Here is a 24,792-nt window from a genome sequence, read left to right as displayed (position 1 = left end):
GGATTATTATCTCAATAATGCCAATACTCCCTCTATTAGCTTAACACGTTTTTTAATCTTATTATAGAAAAATAACATAAAGAAAACGCTTACATAATGTAATTATATATGATGCAACCAAAGAAATCTATCACTTGCTTTTAAAGTTTGATAGAAGAAACAAAATATGTAAAGGGAATGAGAACATGGCATTTATAGAATCTGAAGCGTATAATGAAGACTCTTTTTCAAACAATATATGAAGCGGAAATATCGACAAGATAACTCAAATGATATGATTGAAAACCCTGCCTTGTTACAACTTATCTGTGATGTAAAAGAAAAAATAATTCTTGATTTAGAATGTGGTGATACTCAGTTACGTACAGAGTTATTTCAAAAAGAATGCGCGACCTATATAGGAATTCAAAATAGAAACAACCTCTCCTCGGAAATTGTTTTTATTTTGAATTCCCGGAAATGTCACATTATTTTTTTGTATTTTTATACTTCATATGTTATATTGTAAAAATAAGTAGAATGCAATTTCTTTATATCAGAAAAATTGATTACTCTAAATTTTCCGACTTATCATTATTTTATTTTCTTTGAGAATTTAAATGTTACATTTGAAAACGCTTATTAAGCAAATTTAAGGAGAAAATATGCTAGTGGATGAAGTTAAATGAGTTATTTCAAAAATTTTCTTTCTATTCCCATATAATTCTATTGACTTCTAAATATTTTTTAAATTAAAATGATTACATAAATATCCGTTATGTAAGATTAGGGGGACAACAAAATGGATGCAGCTTTAAAATTAGAAAAAGCTAAAGAACAGCAAACACCAAAGAAACACCCACCAGGATTATATTTATTGTTCTTTACAGAAGCTTGGGAAAGATTTAGTTATTATGGCATGCGTGGACTTTTAGTTCTTTACTTAACAACAGCTGCCATTAGCGGTGGTCTAGGGCTTGATAAAGGTTTCGCAGTGCAATTATACGGAATTTTTACCGCATTCGTATATTTTACACCAATTGCCGGTGGATGGTTAACAGACCACTTTATTACAAGACGTCATGCCATTACCGTTGGTGGTATTATTATGGCACTTGGTAACTTTGTATTATTTTCCATGAATACAAAAACCGGACTCTTTTTAGGACTAATATTATTAATTATTGGTAACGGATTTTTCAAGCCAAATATTTCTACATTATTAGGTGAACTATACGGCGAAAACGATTCACGTCGTGACAGCGCCTTTACTATCTTCTACATGGGTATCAACGTAGGTGCTTTTTTCGCACCGCTTATTTGCGGATACTTAGCTGAAGATTTCTTCAAGACAAATGTTGATGGCGTTATGGTAATGGGTTACAAATACGGGTTCCTTGCAGCTTGTATCGGTATGATTATTGGCCAAGTTGTCTTTAACTTACTAGCTCCACGTTACCTCGGTAACGCTGGAACAACTGTCGTTGGAAAAACAGCAAAAAATAAAGATACGAAAGCAATTGAGAAAAAACCTTTAACGAAACAAGAGAAAAAGCGCACTTGGGCAATTGTTATTTTAACTTGCTTCGTTGTATTCTTCTGGGCAGGTTTTGAACAAGCTGGTAGTTCTTTTACTCTTTATACAAATAAATTTGTTGATCGTACTATTTTTGGTTGGGAAGTTCCAACATCTTGGTTCCAATCTGTTAACCCAGCATTTATCGTACTATTAGCACCATTTGTATCAGCCTTATGGGTTAAGTTATCTAAATCTAAACGTGGTGATTTAAAAGTCCCAACAAAAATGGCTCTTGGAATGATTTTATTAGGAATTGGCTATCTTGTACTCACATTGGCAGTTTTAAAAACAGGCAGTGACGAAGCTCATATTACTGTAAAGGCTAATTTACTATTTATTGTTATCACATATATGTTCCATACGCTAGGTGAACTATTCTTATCACCTATTGGATTATCAATGGTAAGTGCGATTGCACCTGTGAAATTAGCTTCCCTATTAATGGGTGTATGGTTAGCAGGTACTGGTATTGCAAACTATATTGCTGGGGCATTAGCAGCATTCACGCAATCTCTAGGATACTTAGAAGTATTCGCAAGTATTGGTATGATCGTAATTGTACTTGGCTTAATACTTCTCATGTTCTCGAAAAAAATTGCACATATGATGGAATAGTAAAAAAGACTCTCAAACTTGAGAGTCTTTTTTACTCCAAGAACGAATCTGTTTCTGCCTATATATTATGAATCCTTACATCGCTAAAAAAAGACGTGCGTTTGCAACATCATGCTTTTTTATTTTTCTTCTAACGCTGTAATATCAACCTCTACTGTTTCATGTGGTGCCGTTATATCATGAACTTGTGCAATTCCACGTCCTTCATCACAACTCTCAATCCAAACTGGTACACCTTGATAGGTAACATCTATTTGGCTCGAGGACGATAAAATTTGTTTTACCCGTTTTACATCCATTATGTATTCCTCCTTTTACAAAATACACTCCTCTCTATCTTTCCATATTTTTTTGAATGTATTCCATAAAAAAAGACGTATATTTCTATACGTCTTTCCTAAATATTGAAATTTTATGAAAATAATGTCTTTACCACTTTGCTTACTTTATCATTATGCACTTGGTAATATACTTCTAAACCTCGTCTTTCAAAACGAACAACCTTGTTTTGTTTTAGTTTCGTTAAATGTTGTGAAACAGTTGATTGCGGAATTTCTAATACTTCCTGCAATTGTGTTACATTGCACGTTCCACGTTGCATAAGTTCCATTACTAAGCGCAAACGTAATGGATGAGCTAAAGCTCGTAACATTTGAACATCTTCTTCTAAAATACGACAATCAAATTGATTTTGATTCATAAAGTTCCCCTCATTTTTTCATTTTATTTTCTCTTTATTTATTTATATACTTGTTTTTATATTTCCTGTTACGACACAACTTTATCAACCTAAACGGTAAAATTATTTTCCTCCTTTTTAATCAACACAAAATACAAAAAACTCGCTGATTTTGAATATTATACTATATGATATAGAAAAAATGCAAAATATTTAAAGCTGAATACATTGCTTCTAAACGTTGATTTATCAACGTTTTTATTATATTTTCTCTCTCTACTTCCTTCTGTAATGGTATTGTAAAATACTGTTCTCAAATGATATATCCTTGTAAAGTTATTTGCCCCTTAGTAATCAGTTTGTTACGATAGAAAGAGTGAATTTTTGGTAAAAGAGCTGATTTCTAATAAAAAATGAATGATTGTCGCTGTACTTAGTATTGCACTTGTTTGGACGATTATCCATAATCTTATACCAATGGAACAAAATTCTCATTTACAAACAGTAGATGGGGATGAAATATCCTTGTCCGACTATAAAGGAAAAAAGTGATCTTGAATTTTGGAGCAAGCTGTGTGGGCCATGTAAAATCAAAACACCTAATATAGGAAAATTCTACTAATACTCAAAAATAGATGAAATTGAAATAGTTGCTGTAAACGCAAATCCTTTTGAAAAAGCCCCTAACTATGTAAAACAATTTCTTTAAGAGAATGATTTACTTTTCCTGTTTGACTTGATACAAAAGGACAAGCGAATACAACTTATCAAATTGCTAGTATTCCACCCTCCTTTATTCTAGCCAAAAAGGTATCATTCATTTTAAACATGTTGGACCTATGACATACGAAAAGATGAAGGAATATATGGAAAGGTGATCATTTTAAACTGTCTATTTTTCTTTTCTATTATTTATGAATAAAATATTGATAGAGTGCTCAAAATATATGAGCACTCATTTTGTCAGATTTATGAACAAAATGTAAGGTTTTGTTCATAAATAACACTATTGTGGAATAATTATACTTTTTCACGTTGACAATAGTGTTGAACAGGATTATACTTAACAATGTAATTTGATTGTGAATTATTTCACAAATAATGTGAATAACTTCACATAATATAGATAGGAGTTGTTATTCTCATGAATACTTGGACACAAATTTATGATCCACTAAACAACATTTGGCTTTCTGCACTAATAGCAGCTTTACCAATTTTTTGTTTCATCATTTGTTTAACGGGATTCAAAATGAAAGGTTATATCTCTGGTCTTTACAGTGTAATTGTTGCTGTTATTATTGCCATCTTTGTGTATAAAATGCCCACAACTGCAGCTGTGGCATCAGCAGGATTCGGTATTTTATCTGGATTTTATCCAATTTGTACAATTGTTATCGCAGCAATTTTCCTTTACAAAATAACTGTAAAAACTGAACAATTTAATGTTATTCGTGATAGTATTTCAAGTATCACAAGTGATCAACGCTTACAGGTATTATTAATCGCTTATTCTTTCGGTGCTTTCTTAGAAGGTGCAGCTGGATTTGGAGTTCCGGTTGCTATTACAGCTGCATTACTTGTTGGTATGGGCTTCAATCCATTAAAAGCAGCAGGTATTTGTTTAGTAGCTAACATCGCTGGTGGCGCAATGGGAGCAATGGGTATTCCAGTTACAGTACCAGCACAATTAACTCAACTTGATGCATTAACTGTCGGTCGTCACACTGTTACGATTCTACCATTTATTAGTATTATTTTACCGTTCTTACTTGTTGCAATGGTTGATGGTTTTAAGGGCATTAAAGAAACATGGCAAGGTATTCTTGTTAGCGGTGTTTCATTTGCCATTACTCAATTTACTGTAACATATTTCTTAGGCGCTGAACTTACTGATATTTTCGCAGCAGTTGTAAGTATGGTTGCTCTTACATTATTTTTACGAGTTTGGCAGCCAAAATCTTCTGCTAAAGAAGAAAAACAAGAAGAGAAACAATCTCATACATTCAATCAAATTTTATATGCTTGGTCTCCATTTGTATTCTTAACTGCATTTGTAACAATTTTTAATTTAAAACCAATTAAAGCTTTATTCGCTCCAAAAGGTGCACTTGAGAGCTTAGTATTCAATATTCAATTCCCTGGTCTTCATAATCAAGTTATAAAAACTGCACCGATCACAAAAGCAGATACACCTTTTGCAGGTATTTTTAAACTAGATGTATTCTCATCTACAACTACTGCCATTGTATTAGCGATTATTGTTTCACTTATCCTATATCGTGTAAATGGCAAAATGATTAAAGAACTTATAATTGAAACACTTAAAGAATTAAAAGCTCCAGTTTATACAATTTGTAGCGTTATCGCTTTAGCTTATGTTGAGAATTACTCTGGGATGTCATCTACACTTGGATTAGCATTCTCTTCTACTGGAAATGTATTCCCAATTCTTTCTCCAATCTTAGGATGGATTGGCGTATTCATTACAGGTTCAGTTGTGTCAAGTGGTTCATTATTCGCACCACTTCAAGCAGTAACTGCAGCTCAGTTGGATATTGTACCATCTACACTTGTTGCGTTAAATGTAGTCGGTGGAACAATGGCAAAAATGGTTTCGCCACAATCTGTAGCAGTTGCTTGTGCAGCAGTTGGATTAGTTGGTAAAGAGTCTGCACTATTTAAAGTAGCAATGAAATATAGCTTAATCTTCTTAGCTATCATTAGCTTACTTCAACTTAACTCCATATTCCATATTTTTTAACATAAAAGGCTGATGACTCGTTCATCAGCCTTTTATGTCTCGTTGTTATATTATCTTTTGCTAAATAAAAAATCTTGATACGAACGTATCAAGATTTTTTATTTTTAAGTAATGATGCTCCGGCTATTTCAGGATGTGTCATTTCATATGGATCCAAAATAATATCCAGTTCTTCTTCTGTTAAAACACCATGTTCTAGGCAAAGTTCTCGAACTGATTTTCCTGTTGCGATTGCTTCACGAGCAATGCGAGAAGCAGCTTCATATCCAATATGAGGATTGACTGCTGTAATAATCCCAACACTTCGTTCCACATATTCTTTCAATAGTTCTTCATTCGCCGTAATACCTTCAATGCAATATTCACGGAATACACGAAATGCATTATTCATAATACTAATAGATTGGATTAAATTAAATACGAGAACTGGCTCCATTACATTTAATTCTAATTGCCCTGCTTCAGATGCTAAACAAATCGTATGGTCGTTCCCAATCACTTGGAAGGCAACTTGATTAATCACTTCAGCCATAACCGGATTAACTTTCCCAGGCATAATAGATGAACCTGGCTGACGAGCTGGCAATTGAATCTCTGCTAATCCAACTCTTGGACCAGAAGCCATAATACGTAAGTCATTTGCAATCTTAGACATATTCATCATACATACTTTAAGCGCTGCGGATACTTCTGTATATGCATCCGTATTTTGCGTTGCATCTACTAAATGCTCCGCTCCTACAAGTGGAAAACCACTTAATTCTCGTAAATGCTTTACAACTTGTTCAATATACATTGGATTTGCATTTAATCCTGTGCCAACAGCTGTTGCGCCCATATTAACTTCATATAAATGCTGACGAGATTGTTTAATTCTTTTTATATCACGTTCTAATACACGACTATATGCGCTAAATTCTTGTCCAAGTCGAATAGGAACAGCATCTTGTAAGTGCGTACGTCCCATTTTAATGACATGATCAAATTCTTTCGCTTTCTTTATAAATGCACGATGAAGCTCTTCCATCGTAATAAGAAGCTCCTCTAACATCATTAAAGTTGCAATATGAATTCCTGTTGGAAATGCATCATTTGTGGATTGTGCCATATTGACATGTGTATTCGGACTAATTTTTGCATAATCCCCTTTTTCATATCCCATCCGTTCTAATGCACGATTTGCAATTACTTCATTCGCATTCATGTTAATGGAAGTTCCAGCCCCACCTTGAATAGGATCGACAATAAATTGATCATGAAGTTTACCATCCATAATTTCCTGAGCTGCTGCTGCAATTTCCTTACCAATGTTCTCTGGTAAATAACCTGTTTCCACATTGGCAAGCGCTGCCGCTTTCTTTACAATCGCCATTGCAGTGATGAGTGAATCATGTATACGATATCCTGTAATTGGAAAGTTTTCCACAGCACGTAAAGTTTGGACTCCATAATAAGCTTCATTTGGTACTTCTTTCTCACCTAAGAAATCTTTTTCTATCCGTATGTCTTTTGTCGCTATCATATTTATCACCTATGCTTTTCGTTGTATATCTTTAAAGTTTTAGCATTGTTTCTATGAAAACATCATTTTCATAGAAACATTTCCATCTCCATCCACTATATAGCACCTTCTTTGAAAGCGCAAACATTATGTTTTTTATCCCGCTATTTTAGGGCAGCCCGATTGGTGAGGGCTCATAATCAGTAGGGGATGAAGCCCCCACTGATTAAAGTTTCACTTTATCTAATCCTTCCTCTCCTTAAACGCCCCTTTTTCTTCTTTTCTCATAATTTCTACTCGTTTTATTTGATGCATGTCTTTTTCCAGGACTTTGAATACTAATCCATTTGTTTCAATATAATCCCCTTCTGTAATCGTTTGTTTCTGCATCATAATCCAGCCACCGATTGTATCGACATCATTCGCTAATAGCTGTAGTCCAAATAAATCATTTACTTCGCTAATACGTACTTTTCCATCTACAATTTTCCATGTTTCACTTATGTGCTCTATTGGTGGATATTCATCCTCATCATACTCATCTCGAATTTCCCCAACAATTTCCTCTAGAATGTCTTCAAGAGTTACAATACCAGCCGTCCCGCCATACTCATCATATAAAACAGCCATTGGAATTCTTCGCTTTTGCATCTGTAACAACAAATCGTGAATCGGAATGTTTTCTAACACTTCAATGACAGGTCTTGTATACGGCGTAATAGAACATTCTTCCTCTCGTCCTCCATCCATATAGCGAATGAATAAATCTTTTACATTCACCATCCCAATAATTTCATCTTTATCTTCTCCAAATACGGGATATCTTGTATATTTTTCCTGTCTAATAATTTGAATATGCGTCTCAAATGGTTCATCTTCATATAATCCTACAATTTCCGTACGGGGAACCATAATCTCTTTCGCTAATCGATTGTCAAATTCAAAAATGTTATTTACATACTTAAATTCTGCTTGATTAATCTCCCCTCGCTCATAACTTTCCGATAAAATGAGACGCAATTCTTCCTCTGAATGTACCACATCATGTTCAGAAGCAGGTTGAAGTCCAAATATTCCTGTCACAAAGCGTGAAGACCCATTTAAAGCCCAAATAAAGGGGTACATAATCCGATAGAAATAAATAAGAGGCTGTGACAGTAACAAGCTAACTTTTTCTGCTTTTTGAATCGCAAACGTTTTTGGAGCCAGCTCTCCAGCAACGACGTGCAGAAATGTGATGACTGCAAATGCAATAATAAATGATACTGTACTTGCAGCTACTGATGAAATATTCATTCTCAAAAATAATGGCTCTATCATATGTTTAACTGTCGGTTCACCTAACCACCCTAATCCTAAAGCTGTAATTGTAATTCCAAGCTGACAAGCGGATAAGTATTCATCTAAATTCGAAGTGACTTTCTTCGCCGCTAATGCCCCTCGTCTTTTTTCGATTACAAGTTGATCGATACGACTACTTCTCACCTTTATAATAGCAAATTCAACGGCAACAAAAAAGGCTGTTAAAGCAATTAAAATAGCAACCATAAGTAATTTTAAAATTCCCACCAAAATCCTTTAGCTTTCTCGCTAAAGTTACACCTCCTTTTTAAAAGAAGTTTTCCTTTAGTTTCTTCATTTATTGAAAAGCAAATCTAGATAAAATTCCCCAATTTTCATTCCTCATATCATTCTAATGGAAGTAAATCTGGATTTTGGAAAAACAAAAATTTTTTCCCTGCTATTTCATCGACACATATCGGCTCTGTCTCTACTCCATATCGTTTTAAATGTGCAACCGCTGCTTATATATCCTTTAACAGCAAATATTAAAGGTTTAAGACCTGTTATCTCTGGGAAGCTTGGACGCTTTGGTGGATTTAAAAAAAATCATTTAATTTGCTATTCATTTCCTACACATAAATCGAATTTATAAGAATTCCTATCTTCTCTGTATAATTCATTTATTATTTAAAATCCTAAAATTTTTGTATAAAACTACTTAGATATCCCGAATTTAGAACAAATAATTGCACCGTAGTGAACCCTAGACATGTCCATTTTTCACACGTTCTTCTGGAAATCCATTGTAGAAACTTAACGAAGTTATATCGATATGGCAATAATCCCACTATTTATGATTACAGATTCTTTCTTGTTACAATAATGTATTCCTCATTTTTTGCACACAATAATACAAACGTAAATAGATACCTCATAAATAATCGCGATATCTATTTTTTATACATGTACAATCTCCTCTATTTAGCGTACAATATTTTTTATGTGTCTTATCTATATACGCTACTGAAGAATATATTGATTAATTTAAAGGAGAGCAACAAATGAAATTTGATTTAGAGAAAAATAGTAGAACCTCAAAGCAGCACGCTAAAAAAAGACGTCTACTTTGGTTCATTGTGATTCCATTACTCATCGTTACGCTTGGAAGTGGAAGCTACTTCTTCCATCTATATAGTAAAGCAAAATCTATTGTGAATAATGCTTACTTGGAATTAAACCGAGGCGATAAATCAAATAAGCGAGAAAAAGCCGTAAAACCTATGACAGATAATATTTCTGTTCTTATTATGGGAGTAGATGAGAGCGATATTCGCGAGAAAAATTACGGTAAAGCGACACGTACAGATGCGCTACTACTTGCTACAATTAATAAAAATGACAAGTCAGTCAAGCTTGTTAGTATCCCTCGGGATTCCCGTGTATATATTAAATCACGCCATAAAAAAGATAAAATTACACACGCCCATGTATTTGGTGGTGTTGATAGTACCATTGATACTGTCGAACGTTTTTTAAATGTTCCGGTTGATTACTATGTTAAATTTAACTTTACATCTTTTATCAAAATTGTCGATTCACTTGGTGGTATTACTGTGGACGTCCCAGTAGAATTTACAGAACAAAACAGTAAAGATGAAGCAGAAGCAATCCACCTCAAAAAAGGGCGTCAGCATTTAAATGGTGAAGAAGCACTTGCCTTAGCAAGAACTCGACATATTGATAGTGACTATATGCGCGGGCAGCGTCAACAGCTTGTTTTAGAAGCAATTGCTCAAAAAGCATTATCTATCAATTCTATTAACAAACTTGGCAGTTTATTAGATGCCGTTGATCGCGATTTAAAAACGAATTTAACTTTTGATGACATGATGACAATTACAAAGCATTCAATGGGCTCAGATTTAAAAATGGACAAGCTTCAAGTAAAAGGATCAGATAAATATATAGATGGTATTTATTACTATGTCCCTGATGAAAAGAGCGTTCAAAATATATCTGTTACTTTACAAAAACATCTAGAGGTTACGAATAAAAGTGAACATAAAAAATTATAATAAAAAGGCTGCTAGAACTTTTCTATGCAGCCTTTTTATTATAATTATCCTTCCCCATTCTTAATAGATAATAATTCCCAAAAATAGGTTATTATTACATAATTGTAACATTATTTATATAAAGATTACACTTTCATAAGAATAATAGTATACTGGTACATACATAATGCTATTTGCATCATTCTTATGTAAAAAACAGAATACATATCATGTTATCCATTCATTACTAAGGGGGAAAACAAATGAAACTGCACCAATTCCTTATTTGTTCTGCTATTACTGGTGGTATCTTACTTTGTGCAGGTGGAATCAGCGGCTATCAGTACATATCAAAACTAAATAAAGAACTAGATACTACTGCATTACCACATACTACATTTGAAGGGATTCCTCTGGATGGAAAAAATAAGCAAGATATTCAAAAAATTGTGCAACAGAAAGTAGAGGAATTAAATAAAAAATCACTCAACTATGTATTTGAAAACAATACACAAACATACACATGGAAAGATCTCGGTGTAGAATATAAAGAAAAAGATATCGTTGCGAATATTTTTAAAGAACAGCAAGGAAACATTATAGATCGTTATAACATGAGAAAAAAGGCGATACATGGTGAATTAAAACGCGAGTATAAGCTGAAGCCACAGTTAAACTCTACTGCTTATGAAGCCTTTATGGAGGATAAATATAATGAAACTTTAAAGAATCCTGTTAATGCTGAATTAAACATTTCAGGAACTACTGTAAATATTAGCGAAAGCCAGAACGGTGAAAAAATTGATAAAGAGCAATTAGCAATCTTAACAAAACAAGCCATTGCTGCAAATACACAAAACATCAAACTTCCTATTGCTTCTATCAAACCTGAACGTTCTACAGAAGATATACAAAATATGGGGATCAAACAAGTGATTGCAGAATATTCCACGCCTATGACTGGACGAAATGGAAGCCAGTCCTTTAATGTAAATAAATCTGCCAATACATTAAGCGGAGCAATTGTAGCACCAGATGAAACATTTAGTTTCAATGGACGTGTCGGAATTACAGATGCTGCACACGGCTATAAGTCAGCTGCTGTCTATTTACAAGGAAAGGTAGTTCAAAGTGCCGGGGGCGGTGTTTGTCAAGTAAGTAGTACTTTATATGGAGCTGTACTACGTGCAGATTTAGGAGTTGTTGCTCGTAGTAATCATTCTATGCCTGTTCACTATTTACCACTCGGACAAGATGCGGCTGTAGCTGATTACGGCCCTGACTTAAAATTTAAAAATAATACTGGGCATTATATTTATATTCAAGCATTCTCTGATGGTAACCGGATTACGACTCGTATTTTCGGTACGCCAACTGGTAAGAATGTGGAAGTTTCCTCCAAAGTCATCAGCAATACTGGAAATAAAATTACTGCCGTTACATACAAAAAAGTAACAAAAGATGGGCAAGTCATTTCAAATGGTCAAATTTCAAAAAGTGTATATAAAAAGGCGTGATTCATCACGCCTTTTTCGTATGCAACAATTGCATGAAGATCTCCAAATGATTTTTCGTTTCTTCTAAAGACCATATACGATTTCCATACTTGGCAGCTAATACACACCCTTCTTCCCACGCTTCATCCTCACATATATGTAATAGCTCCTCTTGTAAATTTTGAATATTTTCTTGTTCTTCTTGCTCCAAAAACTCTTTCATTGCCTCTGCTATTTCTTCTTCATGCACGCTCAATGTGCAATATGCTTTAAAAAAATATTGAAGTGTTGAATACATATTGCCCCTCCTTTTTTATTTATCTGATGGGTAGGAAGTAACTATTTTAAAACCTAATGATCCTGATTTATCTCTTGCGAGAACTGTAACTGTATTCATAAGTTTATCCTTTACACTCATATTCTTTTTTAATACCGTTTTTCCAACAGGGAATGAATGTTTTGTATGTAAGACAAGACGATTTTCTTTAGAGTTCTTTAACCACTTATCAATTTCCTGCTCATGTTGCTTTATACTATCTTTTACAGCTTTTGTAGCCGTTTCTTTATCATAATATGTACTTGCTGCAGATACTTTATCAGTACGCAAACGTTCCTGTAATTGTTCTTCTGTTTTACCGACATGTCTTTCTATCGTATGACCATTTTTCGGTGGTCCTTCCATTTCGTCTAAAATATTGTCACTCACTTTTTCGATGGATGCTGAGTTGTTTCCTTTTTGTTCTACTTTCTTTTGCTCTTTCCCAGCACATCCACTTAATATAAGAATCATTGCCAGTAAACTACTTAACAATATGTTGCCAAATCGTTTCATTCTATCACCTCTTCCATGATTATTATTGTAACTGCACGAAAAGTCAATTCATAAAAAAAACGTGTAGAATGATAAAATCCACACGTTTTTTTATGAATATCTATACAATATCATAACCTTGTTCTTCAATTGCATCTTTTAACTGCTGAACATTTACTTTCGTTTCATCATATGCAATTTCTACTGTACCTGCCTGTAACTCAACTACTACACGACTTACACCATTTATCTCTTGAAGGGTATTTGTTACAGCTGCTTTACAGTGATTACATGTCATTCCTTTTACATTTAATGTTACAGTCATTTTTATTTCCTCCTTCTATATCCTCTTGTATTTATAAAAATAAGAACTTTAGTTTCCATTCTATTTATATTTTAACACGTTTCAAACGAAGAGCATTTGTTACAACAGACACAGAGCTAAATGCCATCGCCGCACCAGCTACCCAAGGCTCTAACAGACCGCTTGCCGCAATTGGTATACCAATTGCATTATAAAACAGAGCCCAGAATAAATTTTGGCGAATATTTTTCATTGTTTTTGTACTTAGCTCAATTGCTTGCGGGATATGTTTTAAGTTCCCACCGACAAGAGTAACATCTGCTGCTTCGATTGCTACATCTGTTCCTGTTCCAATCGCCATCCCAATATCGGCTTTTGCTAAGGCTGGAGCATCATTCATCCCATCACCAACCATCGCCACTTGTTTCCCGTTATGCTGTAATTCCTCCACAATACGTGCTTTTTTCTCGGGTAACACTTCCGCATACACATGTTCAATTCCTACCTGTTTTGCAATTGCTTCTGCTGTTCGCTGATTGTCACCTGTTACCATGTATACATCGATTCCAGCAGATTTCATCTCATGAATCGCTTCTTTTGAACTTTCTTTAATTGTATCTGCTACAGAAATCATTCCTGCGAATTGATTTTCAATCGCTACAAGCATAACAGTTTTACCATCAGCTTCCTGAGCGGCCATGTGCTCTTCAAACTGACCTATATTCACACCATGCTCATTCATTAATTTTCGCGTTCCAATCACAATGGACTGTGCTTCAATCCTAGCTTCAATACCGTGTCCAGGTGCCGCCCGAAAATCCTCTACAGGTAAGAGTGTAATTCCTTGTTGTTTCCCGTACTCAACAATTGCAGCCGCTAATGGGTGTTCTGAAACATTTTCTGCTGAAGCGGCAAATGCGAGCATATTATCTTGCAAGCTTAATACATCTGTAACTTCTGGTTTTCCCTTTGTAACAGTACCAGTTTTGTCTAGTAACACAGCATTAATTTTATGTGTCGCTTCTAAATATTCTCCGCCTTTAAAAAGTATACCTGCCTCTGCGCCTTTTCCAGTTCCCACCATAATTGATGTTGGCGTAGCAAGACCAAGTGCACAAGGACAAGCAATTACTAATACAGCTATGGCGACTTCTAATGATTGTGGTAAATCATTAGGAGCAATAGCAAAATACCAAACAAGAAAAGCAACTATCGCAATCGCAACTACTATCGGAACGAAAATGCCAGAAATGATATCTGCCATGCGCTGAATTGGTGCTTTTGACCCTTGAGCTTCTTCAACGATTTTAATAATACTTGCAAGGGCAGTATCCTTCCCTATTTTTTCAGCACGCATTGTGAGAATACCATTTTTATTGATTGTCGCTCCTATTACAGCATCACCAACTTGTTTTTCAACCGGGATAGATTCACCTGTAATCATCGCTTCATCAACTGAGGATATACCTGATAATACAATACCATCCACAGGTATTTTCTCACCTGGTTTCACTATAATTGAATCGCCAATCACAACATTTTCTATAGGAATTAATATTTCATTTCCATCACGAATAACCAAGGCATCTTTCGCTTGTAAACTTAGTAATTTTGAAATAGCCTCTGTTGTTCTTCCTTTTGCAAGCGCCTCGAAATACTTACCAACAAGTATTAGTGTAATTAGCACCGCACTTGTTTCAAAGTAAAGCTGAGGTAAATAAGATGGTTCCTGTATTGTTTTGATCCCTTCGTATAAGCTATAAAAATATGCAGCCGATGTACCAAGTACAACAAGTACATCCATATTTGCACTTTTATTTCGCAATGCACGATATGCACCGCTATAAAAGTGTGCACCAATATAAAATTGTACCGGTGTTGCAAATAATAATTGCACCCATGGATTCATTAAAAAATGCGGCATTGGTATTCCCGTTTCAAACGGCAAATGTGCCACCATCGTATAAAGAAGGGGAAGTGACAATAAAATAGAAAGAAACAGTTGTTTTCTTTTCTTTTTTAGTTGCTCTTCTTTTTTCGTCGATCCAACGTCTTCTTGCAGTTTACCTTTATAGCCTAATTTCTTTATTTTATCGAGAATCGCTTCTATTGTAAGAAGACCATCTTTATAGACAATCGTTGCAGTGTTCATAGCTAAATTAACGGTAACTGTTTCAATTCCTTCCATTTTGCCGATTACTTTTTCAATTCGATTTGAACATGCAGCACATGTCATACCTTCAATATCAAAATTTACTTTTTTCGTTCGAACTTCATATCCTAATTTCTTAATACGATTTGTAATTGCTTCTATATTTTGTTCCTCTTCATCATATTGAACCGTCGCTTGTTCCATTGCTACATTCACATTCGCTTCCACACCATCTAGCTTATTTAATACTTTCTCAATCCGCGCGGAACAAGCTGAACATGTCATTCCATCAATACCAATTGTTATTTGTTTTGTTTTCCCCATACAGTTCGTCTCCTTTCTATTTCGAGAACTGTTTGTTGACTCTCATTAAAACTCTTTTATAAATACATCCCCATTTCCTTCTTGAACAGCTTTTTTATACAACGATTTGCATAACGTTCTAACAATGAAAAACGAACTTTATTTAACGTTGCTTTGCACTGCAGAAATTTGAATGAATACATCAATACAATAGCGATTATCTTCCATCATCTTTTGAATGCCCCTCACTTGGCCTTCAATTCTTTTTAAACGATTTACAACTTTTTCAATTTCTTCATCTGTTCTAGGTACCATCTTTTCTTGATTCACGCAATGGCCACCAACATACCCCCTCCCCTTATATATTATACCCGTAAGGGGTATAATGTTGCAAATTTTTAAAATAAAAACTATGTATTTTACAACAAATCCACCCTTGCCTATCTTCCTGAAATATGGTGTAATGCTAAAAAAGATAAAGGATCTATCACTATGGACGAACTTATTTACGATACATTAAAAGAGCATGATACCATCGCCATTCCACTTAGTATTCTATTTAATATCGTTATTAGCTTACTTGGACTCATCCCTAGCATATTTTTAACAGCGATTAATATACAATTATTCGGTCTACTAGATGGAACAATGATTTCAATCACAGGAGAAGCTTTAGGTGCAATTGTTTCATTTTATCTTTATCGTTTAGGATTACAAAAATTTACACACGATAAAATAAATGCTTATCCAAAGATAAAGCGGCTCCTTTACGTAAAAGGGAAAGAAGCATTTTTTCTTGTCTTATCATTTCGACTCGTTCCATTTATTCCATCAAGCATCATCACATTATTTGCTGCATTAGGAAAAATATCATTATTATCCTTCAGCATTGCAAGTACAATCGGAAAAATACCAGCATTGCTCATTGAAGTATATTCTGCATATCATGTTATGAATGGAACGAATGAAGCAAAATGGATTATAACAATTGCTAGTTGCATCGGAATCATATATATATGGAGGAAATGGAAGAAAAAATAAAAAGGAGCATATCGCTCCTTTTTATTTTTTCTTATTTTACTCCAACTGCGTCATATGATTGTTTTACCGCTGTTACCTCTGCAGAATTTGCACCGTATAAATCAGCTGCTGCTTGTACTAAACCAGCACGAGCTTGACTAAATGTAGTCGATTGCGTGAAATATTGCGTATTTGCACGATAGTAAATTGCTCCTACTTTATCCTTGCCAATACCATTCACTGTCACTCCATAATGTGTGCCACCATTTGCTAATAAATAAGCCGCTTTGTTAATAATTCCGCTGTTTGTATGAACTCCACCATTATCACCAGAACCAGTGTAGCGTTTCGAATAATGATCTGGATCACCATACTTTGTCGGATCACTCATAGAGCGAAGTGCATCTCCGGCTTTTCCAGGTGTATAAATATCTTCTCCAATTTCCCAATCTGGATTACGATTATCATAGTATTCTACCAATGTACCAAAAATATCAGAAATCGCTTCGTTTAATGCACCCGACTCATATTGATAGATTAAATTCGAACTATATTCTGTCACAGCATGTGTCAATTCATGCCCAATTACATCAATTCCACCAGATAACGAAGTAAATGTTACTCCATCACCATCTCCATATACCATTTGCGAACCATTCCAGAAAGCATTATTATAATTACTTCCATAATGAACTGTTGATTTTAGCGCAGCTCCTGCATCGTTAATAGAATTTCGATTAAACGTATTTTTATAGTAATCATATGTGACGCCCGCATAATAATGAGCATCTACTGCTGCTGCATCATACTTTGCATGAAATGCATTATCAACATCTGCCCATAACGTTCCTGGTAAAGAAGAACGATTTTTCGCATCATATGTGAAAATTTGCGCCCCTCTCGTATTATCTTGTAAATAATACGTAGATCCAGATAATGTCGTATTTATTGATTTTTTATCTCCTAATACACCTGTACCTGTCCCAACTGCATTCGTTCCCGTTACAGGTTTGATAGCTCCTTTTTCTTGTTTTGTAAACTCTTGATTAACCGGTACTTTACTTTCTTCAGTTACATGATCTAATGTATTGTATTTATTTAATACTTTACCGCTTTCTGCTTCAATAAAATAATAATAGTTTCCTGGTTGCGGATCTAAGAAATTTAAATTTACAACATAGGCATACGTTGTTTCATCGCCATTTTGATAGACATGTAAATGAGCTTTGGGCTCTACTTCATATTTTGGTTTTAACCCTAAGTCTTGTTCAGCAATGGCAATTGCTTTTTTCTCCTCAATCTTATTCGTATTTCTTAATTTCTCTTTTTTATCTAAATCTGGTACAACCGTTCCAGACAACACCTTCAATGAGCCATCTTTACTTACGTGAGCCACTTGAGTAGACCCCCATACAGGTGTCCCTTCAAATACTTGTTGCATACGTACGACTGTCGAATCTGTTACCGAATCCTTTTTCACTTCTTTAATTTTAAAAGAATCTTCGGCATTTTTATTTCCTAACTTATAGTCCCCTTTGGCCGCATTTAAATAATCAAACACGACAGATTCTGCTTTCTTTCCAGTCGCTCCAGTCAAATCACCTGCTACAAACTCTGGCGATTTAACGGCTTCATTGTACTTTTTCGTAGAGAGCACATTCTTTGAATCTGCAAACGCAGAGCTCGTCCCTCCAAATGTCGTCACAGCCATCCCTGCTGCTAATACAAAAGCTAAACTCTTCTTTTTCATTCAACCTTCCCCCTAAATAAAAATTTTTAAAAAGAGTAGCTTTATATTATCATTAAGTTTTCGCTATGAATATACAAAAAAATCAAATAATTACTTTCTCAAGTTTTGTAGAATTTTGGAGAACAAATGTTGAGAAAGGCCCTTTTTCGTTTGAAAAGAGCCTTTCTCAATGGTATTATAAATTTACTTTTTCTACTATATTTCCTTCTCCAATGGACATATCTGGCCTCCAACCATATTGAGGTTCTAGTACCGCAATCAACAATGCTGCCAATACAATTCCACCAAAAATCACCTTTTTCATATTATTTTCCTCCTTCTTCTTCTAATAATTTCACAGCTAATTTATAATAATGACTACTTTCTTGGAATTCTGATAATTCTTCGAAACATTCAGCTAGTTCTAAGTAAACCTTTTTTAAATCTTTCGTATTTTCTTCTGCTTTAAAAAAAGGAATGGCCTCTGCTTCTAAAAATCTTTTGTACGCTTCTTTTTTTTCAAAGTATTTATATTGAAGTATTAATAATAAATACAGCATTCCCTTGTATCTTTCATCTTTTTTCGCGACAATTATGCCTTTATCAATCCATTCTCTTGCCTCTTCAAACTCTTGTAATTGAACACATTGTAAGGAAATTTCATATACAGCATCAATATAATTAAGGTCTTCTTCTTTTTTTTCTTTTTTATACTGTAAGCACTGCAAATAATATTCTTTTGCTTTTTTATACTCTTTTTTATGATAATATAAATAGCCCAGATTATTTAATACTATTGAAGTAATAACGTCTTTATCCGCAAAAGAAATTGCTTCTCTTGAAATATTATTATACATTTCTAAAGCTTCATCATATTGTTTTTTTCGAATGTAACTAAAAGCAATAATCAATTGACAATTAATCACGTTTCGGAATTTGTATTCGCTTCGAAATCCTTCTAATGCAATATTAGCAAAATATATAGCCATATAATCAAGTTCTAAATAACTATATACAAGTGCCAAGTTATAATAAATACCTGTCTCATAATATCCTTGTTCTTTTGCCATTAACTCTGTCTGAACTAAACACTCAAGTGAATCCTTATATCTATGCTTCATAAAGTACATTAAAGCCCTACTATACGTATATAGCAACTTCTGAAACGGAGAATACTTCTTATACACCTTCTTCAATTCCTCCAGCTCTTCTTCCAGTGCTGGAAGATCTCGTTTCATGATTAAATAACGTGTATAAAGTAATTTATAATAGTTGATGATTTCAAAATCTAAAACTTGATTCATTTCTTCTTGCAATTCTTTATAAATCCGTTCAACTTGTGGTTTATCTAAATGAACTAATGCATTTAACCACTCATCCAATTTGTCTTTCACTTCTTCTTCTACATCTCGTAAATCTGAAACGGCAATCTCTAACCTTGTGCAGAGTAGCTGCAAGATTTCCTCCGATGCTTCGATTTTTCCATTTTCAATCTTACTTAAATATGAGACGGAACAAATGCCCTGACATAATTCTTCTTGTGTCATTTTTTGCTGCAGTCGTTTATAAAAAACTTGTTTGCCGATTTTCTCTAATGTTTGTTGCATTGTCCTCCTCCATTCTCATTTACCCTCACTACTTTAATAATACATAAAATTAAGAGAAATATAAATTGATAAATTTAAATTTTTTAAAAAAATTTAATATTCCCTTTTATATTTTCTTCGAATATATAATTAAAATAAAAATCCTTTTTTTGGTACAAAAATAAAAAAATTGGTATACTATAACCAAATTACGGAGGTGTTTTTCGCAATGAATCATTATAAAGACGATAGTTACGCCTTACATACTGATTTATATCAAATCAATATGGTTTATACATATTGGAAAGACGGGATTCACAATCGCCGTTCTGTTTTTGATTTATATTTTCGAAAGCTCCCATTTGAAAATGGCTATGCAGTTTTCGCTGGTCTTGAAAAAATTATAGAGTATATAGAAAATTTCCGTTTCACTGAAAGTGATATTGCATATTTAACTGAATTACAATTTGAAGAGGAATTTCTTCGTTATTTACAAAATATGAAGTTTACAGGGACTATTCGCAGCATGCGAGAAGGTGAAGTTGTTTTTAATAACGAACCTTTATTGCGCGTTGATGCGCCACTTGGCGAGGCACAAATTATTGAAACAGCTTTATTAAATATCGTAAATTATCAAACATTAATCGCAACAAAAGCAGCTCGTATGAAGCATGCTGCTGGTAATGATGAACTATTAGAATTCGGAACACGGCGCGCTCATGAATTTGATGCTGCTCTTTGGGGAACACGCGCAGCTTTTATTGGCGGCTTTTCTTCCACAAGTAACGTTCGTGCTGGCAAACGATTTGGAATTCCTGTAGCAGGTACACATGCCCACTCCTTCGTTCAAGCCTATCGGGATGAATACGTTGCCTTTAAAAAATATGCAGAAACACATAAAAAATGCGTCTTTTTAGTGGATACATATGATACATTAAAGTCTGGTGTACCAAATGCAATTCGAGTTGCCAAAGAGTTTGGAGATCGCATTGATTTCTATGGCATTCGTCTTGACAGCGGGGATATGGCATACTTATCTAAAGAAGCTCGTAAACAGCTTGATGAAGCTGGATTTACGAACACAAAAATTATTGCTTCTAGCGATTTAGATGAATATACAATTATGCATTTAAAATCTCAGGGAGCCAAAATCGACGTCTGGGGGGTTGGAACAAAGCTTATTACTTCTTTTGAACAACCTGCATTAGGAGCCGTCTATAAACTTGTCGCGATCGAAGATAAACAAGGGCTATTAAACGATACCATTAAAATTTCTTCCAATCCAGAAAAGATTACAACACCAGGACTCAAACGAGTTTATCGAATTATCAATCGCATGAACAATCACGCTGAAGGAGACTATATCGCATTAGAATCCGAAGAACCTGGGCAAGAAAAGCGTTTGAAAATGTTCCACCCTGTCCATACGTATATTAGTAAATTTGTAACAAATTTTGAAGCACGCGAACTCCATCACGATATTTTCACAGATGGAAATAGAGTATATGAATTACCTAACATACTAGATATCCAAAAATATACTGCAAACAGCTTAACATTATTTTGGGAAGAATATATGCGAACACTCAATCCTGAAGAATATCCTGTCGATTTAAGTCAAGAATGTTGGAATCATAAAATGAAGTATATTCAAACTGTAAGGGAACAAATTACAAAAAATATCCAAAAGTAAAAAGAGGAGTTTTCTTCACTCCTCTTTTTACTTTATAAATTTTTTACTCTAAGCGCACGCATTGCATTTAATACAGCAATTAATGTAACACCGACATCAGAGAAGACAGCTTCCCACATGGTTGCAATTCCAAATGCCCCGAGTAGTAACACAAGACCTTTTACACCAAGCGCAAAAATAATATTTTGCCACACAACGCTACGCGTACGTTTGGCAATTTTTATAGCCGTTGCGATTTTAGAAGGTTCATCTGTCATAATGACAATGTCTGCCGCTTCAATCGCTGCATCAGATCCTAAACCCCCCATCGCAATCCCAACATCCGCTCTCGCTAATACTGGTGTGTCATTAATACCATCACCAACGAAAGCAACTTTTTCTTTCGACTGTTTTGCCACAGCAATTTTTTCAATTTCTTCTACTTTTTGCTCTGGTAATAGTTCCGCATGTACTTCATCTAATCCAAGCTCTTTTCCAACAGCTTCTCCAATCCGTTTGGCATCACCTGTTAGCATAACTGTTTTCTTAATACCGAGCTCTTTTAATTTCTGAATCGCTTGTTTTGAATCTTCTTTTACTTCATCTGAAATTACAATATACCCAGCATATCTTCCGTCAACAGCAACATGAACAAGTGTCCCTACCGTTTCTGGCTGCTGGAATTCAATATTTTCTTTTTTCATTAATTTTGCGTTACCGGCAAAAATTTCTTTTCCATTTACTTTTACTACTGTACCATGACCAGAAATTTCGTTATAATCCTCAATATTTTTTTCATCAACTGACTTTCTATACGCATTTCGAATGGATTGCGCAATTGGATGATTTGAATATACTTCTGCGAATGCTGCATATTCAAGAAGTTCCTCTTTCGTAGTCGTGCCAGCTGGCTCCATTTTTGTTACTTTAAAAACACCTTTTGTCAATGTTCCTGTTTTGTCAAAAACAATATGTTGTACATCATTTAATGCTTCTAAATAGTTACTTCCTTTCACTAAAATACCACTTTTAGATGCGCCGCCAATGCCACCGAAGAATCCGAGCGGAATGGATACGACTAATGCACATGGACAAGAAATAACAAGAAATACTAACGCACGATAAATCCACTCTGAGAATGTAGCTCCCTCTAAAATAAGAGGTGGAATAAATGCCAATACAGCTGCTGTAATCACGACAACAGGCGTATAGTAGCGAGCAAATTTTGTAATGAAATTTTCTGTTGGTGCTTTACGGCTACTTGCATTTTGTACCAAATCTAAAATTTTAGATACTGTTGATTCCTCAAACTCTTTCGTTACCTCAATGGTTAATACACCATTTTGGTTTACGAAACCGCTTAATACTTCATTCCCAACTTCTACTTCTCGCGGTACAGATTCACCCGTTAATGCTGAAGTATCTACCATTGATGTTCCTTCAATTACTTTCCCATCTAACGGTACTTTCTCACCTGGTTTCACAATAATATAATCACCAATTTGTACGTCTTCTGGTGAGACTTGTTTTGTTTCATTTCCGACTTTAACGTTTGCATATTCAGGACGAATATCCATTAATGAAGTAATTGATTTACGGGAACGATTTACTGCAATACTTTGGAACAATTCACCTACTTGGTAGAAAAGCATAACTGCAACTGCTTCAGGATATTCACCAATCGCAAATGCACCTAACGTTGCTACAGCCATTAAAAAGTTTTCATCAAACACTTGGCCGCGAGCTATATTTCTTACCGCGCGCCACACGATTTCCCCACCAATTAGTAAATATGCGATGATGAAAAGAGAAATACTCATTGCTTGTGGTAGTCCTGCAAGCGCTGCTGCTGTTAATCCCCCACCTATCGCTAAGCGTACAATCATTTTCTTTACATTTCCTTCTCCATGGCTATGATCATGATGATGTTCTTTTTTCCCCTCACGAACAACTTTTACATCTGGCTCTAACTTATGAACAACATGTTCTACATTCGCTACTACTGTTTCTAGTTCTTTTTTATTCGTAACTTCTATTTTTAATTTTTTCGATACGAAATCAACTGTAGCTGTTGAAATACCAGGCATTTCTTTTACATTCGTTTCAATTTTTAATGCGCAATTTGCACAATCTAACCCATTTAATACCAATACTTCTTTTACGCTTTTTTTGTTTTGTTCTTCCCGTACTTTAATGTGCGGTTCTAATTTCGTAACGAGTTGTTTTGCTTCCGTAACAACATGGCCTTCTTTATTTTTCTCTGTCTCTAAAACCATTGTCTTCGTTGCAAAATTGACAGAACAAGACGATACGCCTTCTAAATTTCCAATGCCTTTTTCGATTTTCATAGCGCAATTCGCACAATCCAATCCTTCCAACACAAGTTTTCGTTTCACAAGTGCCTCAGCCATTTTTCTCCCTCCTTGCGCTTTTTCTTTTTAATCTTCCTCATTTACGTGTTCGAATGCTTGTTCAAAAATACCGATTACATGATGGTCAGCTAATGAATAATAGACAACCTTTCCTTCTTTACGGTTTTTCACAAGTTTTGCTTGTTTCAATACACGAAGTTGATGGGAAATAGAGGATTGTGTCATGCCGAGTAAATAAGCTAAATCACACACACACATCTCCGCTTCAAATAACGCGTGCAAAATTCGCGTGCGTGTACGATCACCTAACACTTTAAATAATTCTGCTACTTTACTTAAACTTTCATCATTTGGAATTGTTTGTTTTACTTGATCTACAACTTCTTCATGGATAATTGTTTGAGAACATGTATCCTGACATGTTTCTACTTTATTTTCAGCCATTATAGCTCACCTCTTCACTTGAATATATGAACAATCATTCATATATCTTATGCTTTTATTATATGAACATCCATTCATATGTGTCAATGAAATCTGATACATTTTTTCGAACATTTCGTTCACATTTTAACAAGACATACGCCTATTTCCCATATCCATCACATTCTCATACAAAAAAGGCTGTACACTTTGTACACCCCTTTCCTACTTACTTTTCATTTTCACGGTATCCACAATTAAAGAAACAAACCCTAACTTATTAACCTGATTTCTATGATCAAAACGTTTCGCTCGATAAATTTAATTCTTCCTCATTTGTATGTAACCAACATGGATTATTATCCCCTTCGGCACCAACAACAACCTTCGCCTCTAGCATTTCTCTTCCATCCCTTTTTATATTCCGACATAACAACTCGACAAAATAACATAGGTCCTCTTCATTTGC

At 34.6% G+C, this 24,792-nt stretch carries 19 protein-coding genes and 4 pseudogenes; 6 read left to right on the top strand and 17 right to left on the bottom strand.

Features of this window, described 5'->3' with window-relative positions; genetic code table 11:
* Positions 1–781 precede the first annotated feature (781 nt).
* Positions 782–2,173, top strand: a complete 1,392-nt coding sequence (locus MR059_RS14310; RefSeq protein WP_011983638.1) for a peptide MFS transporter — start codon at positions 782–784, stop codon at positions 2,171–2,173.
* 119 nt (positions 2,174–2,292) lie between these two features.
* On the opposite strand, the gene MR059_RS14305 is transcribed toward MR059_RS14310, so the two are convergent.
* Both MR059_RS14305 and MR059_RS14300 read right to left on the bottom strand, forming a co-directional pair.
* A complete protein-coding gene (locus tag MR059_RS14305; protein WP_011983637.1) occupies positions 2,293–2,472 on the bottom strand; it encodes an acid-soluble spore protein H in 180 nt (59 codons plus the stop codon).
* Between the two features lie 113 nt (positions 2,473–2,585).
* Positions 2,586–2,873: an ArsR/SmtB family transcription factor gene (locus tag MR059_RS14300; protein ID WP_011983636.1), complete on the bottom strand. Its 288-nt coding sequence runs from the start codon at positions 2,871–2,873 to the stop codon at positions 2,586–2,588.
* 1,123 nt (positions 2,874–3,996) lie between these two features.
* Here MR059_RS14300 and MR059_RS14295 point away from each other — a divergent pair.
* Positions 3,997–5,616: an L-lactate permease gene (locus MR059_RS14295; RefSeq protein WP_011983635.1), complete on the top strand. Its 1,620-nt coding sequence runs from the start codon at positions 3,997–3,999 to the stop codon at positions 5,614–5,616.
* A gap of 88 nt (positions 5,617–5,704) precedes the next feature.
* Here the strand turns inward: MR059_RS14295 and aspA are convergent, their stop codons facing one another.
* From aspA to MR059_RS14280, 3 genes and pseudogenes are all read right to left on the bottom strand, one after another.
* The gene (gene aspA / locus MR059_RS14290) at positions 5,705–7,138 is read right to left on the bottom strand and encodes an aspartate ammonia-lyase (protein WP_011983634.1); all 1,434 of its coding nucleotides are present in this window, start codon (positions 7,136–7,138) and stop codon (positions 5,705–5,707) included.
* 222 nt (positions 7,139–7,360) lie between these two features.
* Positions 7,361–8,686 carry a hemolysin family protein gene (locus MR059_RS14285; protein ID WP_242161879.1) on the bottom strand — a complete coding sequence of 442 codons (1,326 nt, stop codon included), beginning with the start codon at positions 8,684–8,686 and terminating at the stop codon, positions 7,361–7,363.
* Positions 8,687–8,805: 119 nt separating this feature from the next.
* Positions 8,806–9,178, bottom strand: a pseudogene (locus MR059_RS14280) (VOC family protein).
* Positions 9,179–9,462: 284 nt separating this feature from the next.
* Here MR059_RS14280 and MR059_RS14275 point away from each other — a divergent pair.
* Positions 9,463–10,476 (top strand): LCP family protein, encoded by a 1,014-nt coding sequence (locus tag MR059_RS14275; RefSeq protein WP_011983632.1) that lies wholly within the window; start codon positions 9,463–9,465, stop codon positions 10,474–10,476.
* A 242-nt stretch (positions 10,477–10,718) separates the two neighbouring features.
* Positions 10,719–11,972, top strand: coding sequence for a VanW family protein (locus tag MR059_RS14270; RefSeq protein ID WP_011983631.1), 1,254 nt, complete (start codon positions 10,719–10,721; stop codon positions 11,970–11,972).
* 4 nt (positions 11,973–11,976) lie between these two features.
* On the opposite strand, the gene MR059_RS14265 is transcribed toward MR059_RS14270, so the two are convergent.
* From MR059_RS14265 to MR059_RS14245, 5 genes and pseudogenes are all read right to left on the bottom strand, one after another.
* Positions 11,977–12,249, bottom strand: coding sequence for a hypothetical protein (locus MR059_RS14265; protein WP_011983630.1), 273 nt, complete (start codon positions 12,247–12,249; stop codon positions 11,977–11,979).
* Positions 12,250–12,264: 15 nt separating this feature from the next.
* Complete coding sequence (locus tag MR059_RS14260; protein WP_011983629.1) at positions 12,265–12,783, bottom strand: RNase A-like domain-containing lipoprotein; 519 nt, start codon at positions 12,781–12,783, stop codon at positions 12,265–12,267.
* A 100-nt stretch (positions 12,784–12,883) separates the two neighbouring features.
* A complete protein-coding gene (gene copZ / locus MR059_RS14255) occupies positions 12,884–13,087 on the bottom strand; it encodes a copper chaperone CopZ (RefSeq protein ID WP_011983628.1) in 204 nt (67 codons plus the stop codon).
* A 64-nt stretch (positions 13,088–13,151) separates the two neighbouring features.
* A complete protein-coding gene (locus tag MR059_RS14250) occupies positions 13,152–15,542 on the bottom strand; it encodes a heavy metal translocating P-type ATPase (RefSeq protein WP_011983627.1) in 2,391 nt (796 codons plus the stop codon).
* A gap of 16 nt (positions 15,543–15,558) precedes the next feature.
* Positions 15,559–15,836: pseudogene (locus MR059_RS14245) on the bottom strand (metal-sensing transcriptional repressor).
* A 177-nt stretch (positions 15,837–16,013) separates the two neighbouring features.
* Here MR059_RS14245 and MR059_RS14240 point away from each other — a divergent pair.
* The gene (locus MR059_RS14240; protein ID WP_011983625.1) at positions 16,014–16,562 is read left to right on the top strand and encodes a TVP38/TMEM64 family protein; all 549 of its coding nucleotides are present in this window, start codon (positions 16,014–16,016) and stop codon (positions 16,560–16,562) included.
* Positions 16,563–16,593: 31 nt separating this feature from the next.
* Here MR059_RS14240 and MR059_RS14235 read toward each other — a convergent pair whose 3' ends face one another.
* From MR059_RS14235 to MR059_RS14225, 3 genes are all read right to left on the bottom strand, one after another.
* Entirely contained in the window at positions 16,594–18,291 is a 1,698-nt protein-coding gene (locus MR059_RS14235) for a M4 family metallopeptidase (protein WP_011983624.1), read from the bottom strand.
* 175 nt (positions 18,292–18,466) lie between these two features.
* Positions 18,467–18,595, bottom strand: coding sequence for an NprX family peptide pheromone (locus tag MR059_RS14230; protein WP_140388385.1), 129 nt, complete (start codon positions 18,593–18,595; stop codon positions 18,467–18,469).
* A 1-nt stretch (position 18,596) separates the two neighbouring features.
* On the bottom strand, positions 18,597–19,877 hold the full coding sequence (locus tag MR059_RS14225; protein WP_011983623.1) for a helix-turn-helix domain-containing protein: 1,281 nt from the start codon (positions 19,875–19,877) through the stop codon (positions 18,597–18,599).
* 208 nt (positions 19,878–20,085) lie between these two features.
* On the opposite strand from MR059_RS14225, the gene MR059_RS14220 reads away from it, so the two are divergent.
* Positions 20,086–21,549 carry a nicotinate phosphoribosyltransferase gene (locus MR059_RS14220; protein ID WP_011983622.1) on the top strand — a complete coding sequence of 488 codons (1,464 nt, stop codon included), beginning with the start codon at positions 20,086–20,088 and terminating at the stop codon, positions 21,547–21,549.
* Positions 21,550–21,581: 32 nt separating this feature from the next.
* On the opposite strand, the gene MR059_RS14215 is transcribed toward MR059_RS14220, so the two are convergent.
* The 4 genes and pseudogenes from MR059_RS14215 to MR059_RS22010 all read right to left on the bottom strand — a co-directional run.
* A complete protein-coding gene (locus tag MR059_RS14215) occupies positions 21,582–23,939 on the bottom strand; it encodes a heavy metal translocating P-type ATPase (protein ID WP_011983621.1) in 2,358 nt (785 codons plus the stop codon).
* A 27-nt stretch (positions 23,940–23,966) separates the two neighbouring features.
* The gene (locus MR059_RS14210; RefSeq protein ID WP_011983620.1) at positions 23,967–24,344 is read right to left on the bottom strand and encodes an ArsR/SmtB family transcription factor; all 378 of its coding nucleotides are present in this window, start codon (positions 24,342–24,344) and stop codon (positions 23,967–23,969) included.
* Between the two features lie 204 nt (positions 24,345–24,548).
* Positions 24,549–24,644 (bottom strand): annotated as a pseudogene (locus tag MR059_RS22300) (class I SAM-dependent methyltransferase); the annotation flags it as partial.
* Positions 24,640–24,723, bottom strand: a pseudogene (locus tag MR059_RS22010) (class I SAM-dependent methyltransferase); the annotation flags it as partial. The pseudogenes MR059_RS22010 and MR059_RS22300, both read right to left, overlap by 5 nt.
* Between the last annotated feature and the right edge of the window lie 69 nt (positions 24,724–24,792).

This window comes from Bacillus cereus group sp. BfR-BA-01522 (genome assembly GCF_022662635.1).
In the GTDB taxonomy this organism is placed as follows: Bacteria; Bacillota; Bacilli; order Bacillales; family Bacillaceae_G; genus Bacillus_A; species Bacillus_A cytotoxicus.
The sequence above is the reverse complement of the archived record's forward strand: the minus strand, read 5'-3'. Positions and strand labels throughout refer to the sequence as shown.

What these genes read in the sequence shown, in the direction of transcription:
- MR059_RS14305 (WP_011983637.1), bottom strand. Translation starts at nt 2,472, where the DNA reads ATGGATGTAAAACGGGTAAAACAAATTTTATCGTCCTCGAGCCAAATA.
- MR059_RS14210 (WP_011983620.1), bottom strand. Translation starts at nt 24,344, where the DNA reads ATGGCTGAAAATAAAGTAGAAACATGTCAGGATACATGTTCTCAAACA.
- MR059_RS14240 (WP_011983625.1), top strand. Translation starts at nt 16,014, where the DNA reads ATGGACGAACTTATTTACGATACATTAAAAGAGCATGATACCATCGCC.
- MR059_RS14260 (WP_011983629.1), bottom strand. Translation starts at nt 12,783, where the DNA reads ATGAAACGATTTGGCAACATATTGTTAAGTAGTTTACTGGCAATGATT.
- MR059_RS14235 (WP_011983624.1), bottom strand. Translation starts at nt 18,291, where the DNA reads ATGAAAAAGAAGAGTTTAGCTTTTGTATTAGCAGCAGGGATGGCTGTG.
- MR059_RS14220 (WP_011983622.1), top strand. Translation starts at nt 20,086, where the DNA reads ATGAATCATTATAAAGACGATAGTTACGCCTTACATACTGATTTATAT.
- aspA (WP_011983634.1), bottom strand. Translation starts at nt 7,138, where the DNA reads ATGATAGCGACAAAAGACATACGGATAGAAAAAGATTTCTTAGGTGAG.
- MR059_RS14250 (WP_011983627.1), bottom strand. Translation starts at nt 15,542, where the DNA reads ATGGGGAAAACAAAACAAATAACAATTGGTATTGATGGAATGACATGT.
- MR059_RS14270 (WP_011983631.1), top strand. Translation starts at nt 10,719, where the DNA reads ATGAAACTGCACCAATTCCTTATTTGTTCTGCTATTACTGGTGGTATC.
- MR059_RS14295 (WP_011983635.1), top strand. Translation starts at nt 3,997, where the DNA reads ATGAATACTTGGACACAAATTTATGATCCACTAAACAACATTTGGCTT.
- MR059_RS14225 (WP_011983623.1), bottom strand. Translation starts at nt 19,877, where the DNA reads ATGCAACAAACATTAGAGAAAATCGGCAAACAAGTTTTTTATAAACGA.
- MR059_RS14265 (WP_011983630.1), bottom strand. Translation starts at nt 12,249, where the DNA reads ATGTATTCAACACTTCAATATTTTTTTAAAGCATATTGCACATTGAGC.
- MR059_RS14275 (WP_011983632.1), top strand. Translation starts at nt 9,463, where the DNA reads ATGAAATTTGATTTAGAGAAAAATAGTAGAACCTCAAAGCAGCACGCT.
- MR059_RS14300 (WP_011983636.1), bottom strand. Translation starts at nt 2,873, where the DNA reads ATGAATCAAAATCAATTTGATTGTCGTATTTTAGAAGAAGATGTTCAA.
- MR059_RS14230 (WP_140388385.1), bottom strand. Translation starts at nt 18,595, where the DNA reads ATGAAAAAGGTGATTTTTGGTGGAATTGTATTGGCAGCATTGTTGATT.
- MR059_RS14310 (WP_011983638.1), top strand. Translation starts at nt 782, where the DNA reads ATGGATGCAGCTTTAAAATTAGAAAAAGCTAAAGAACAGCAAACACCA.
- MR059_RS14215 (WP_011983621.1), bottom strand. Translation starts at nt 23,939, where the DNA reads ATGGCTGAGGCACTTGTGAAACGAAAACTTGTGTTGGAAGGATTGGAT.
- copZ (WP_011983628.1), bottom strand. Translation starts at nt 13,087, where the DNA reads ATGACTGTAACATTAAATGTAAAAGGAATGACATGTAATCACTGTAAA.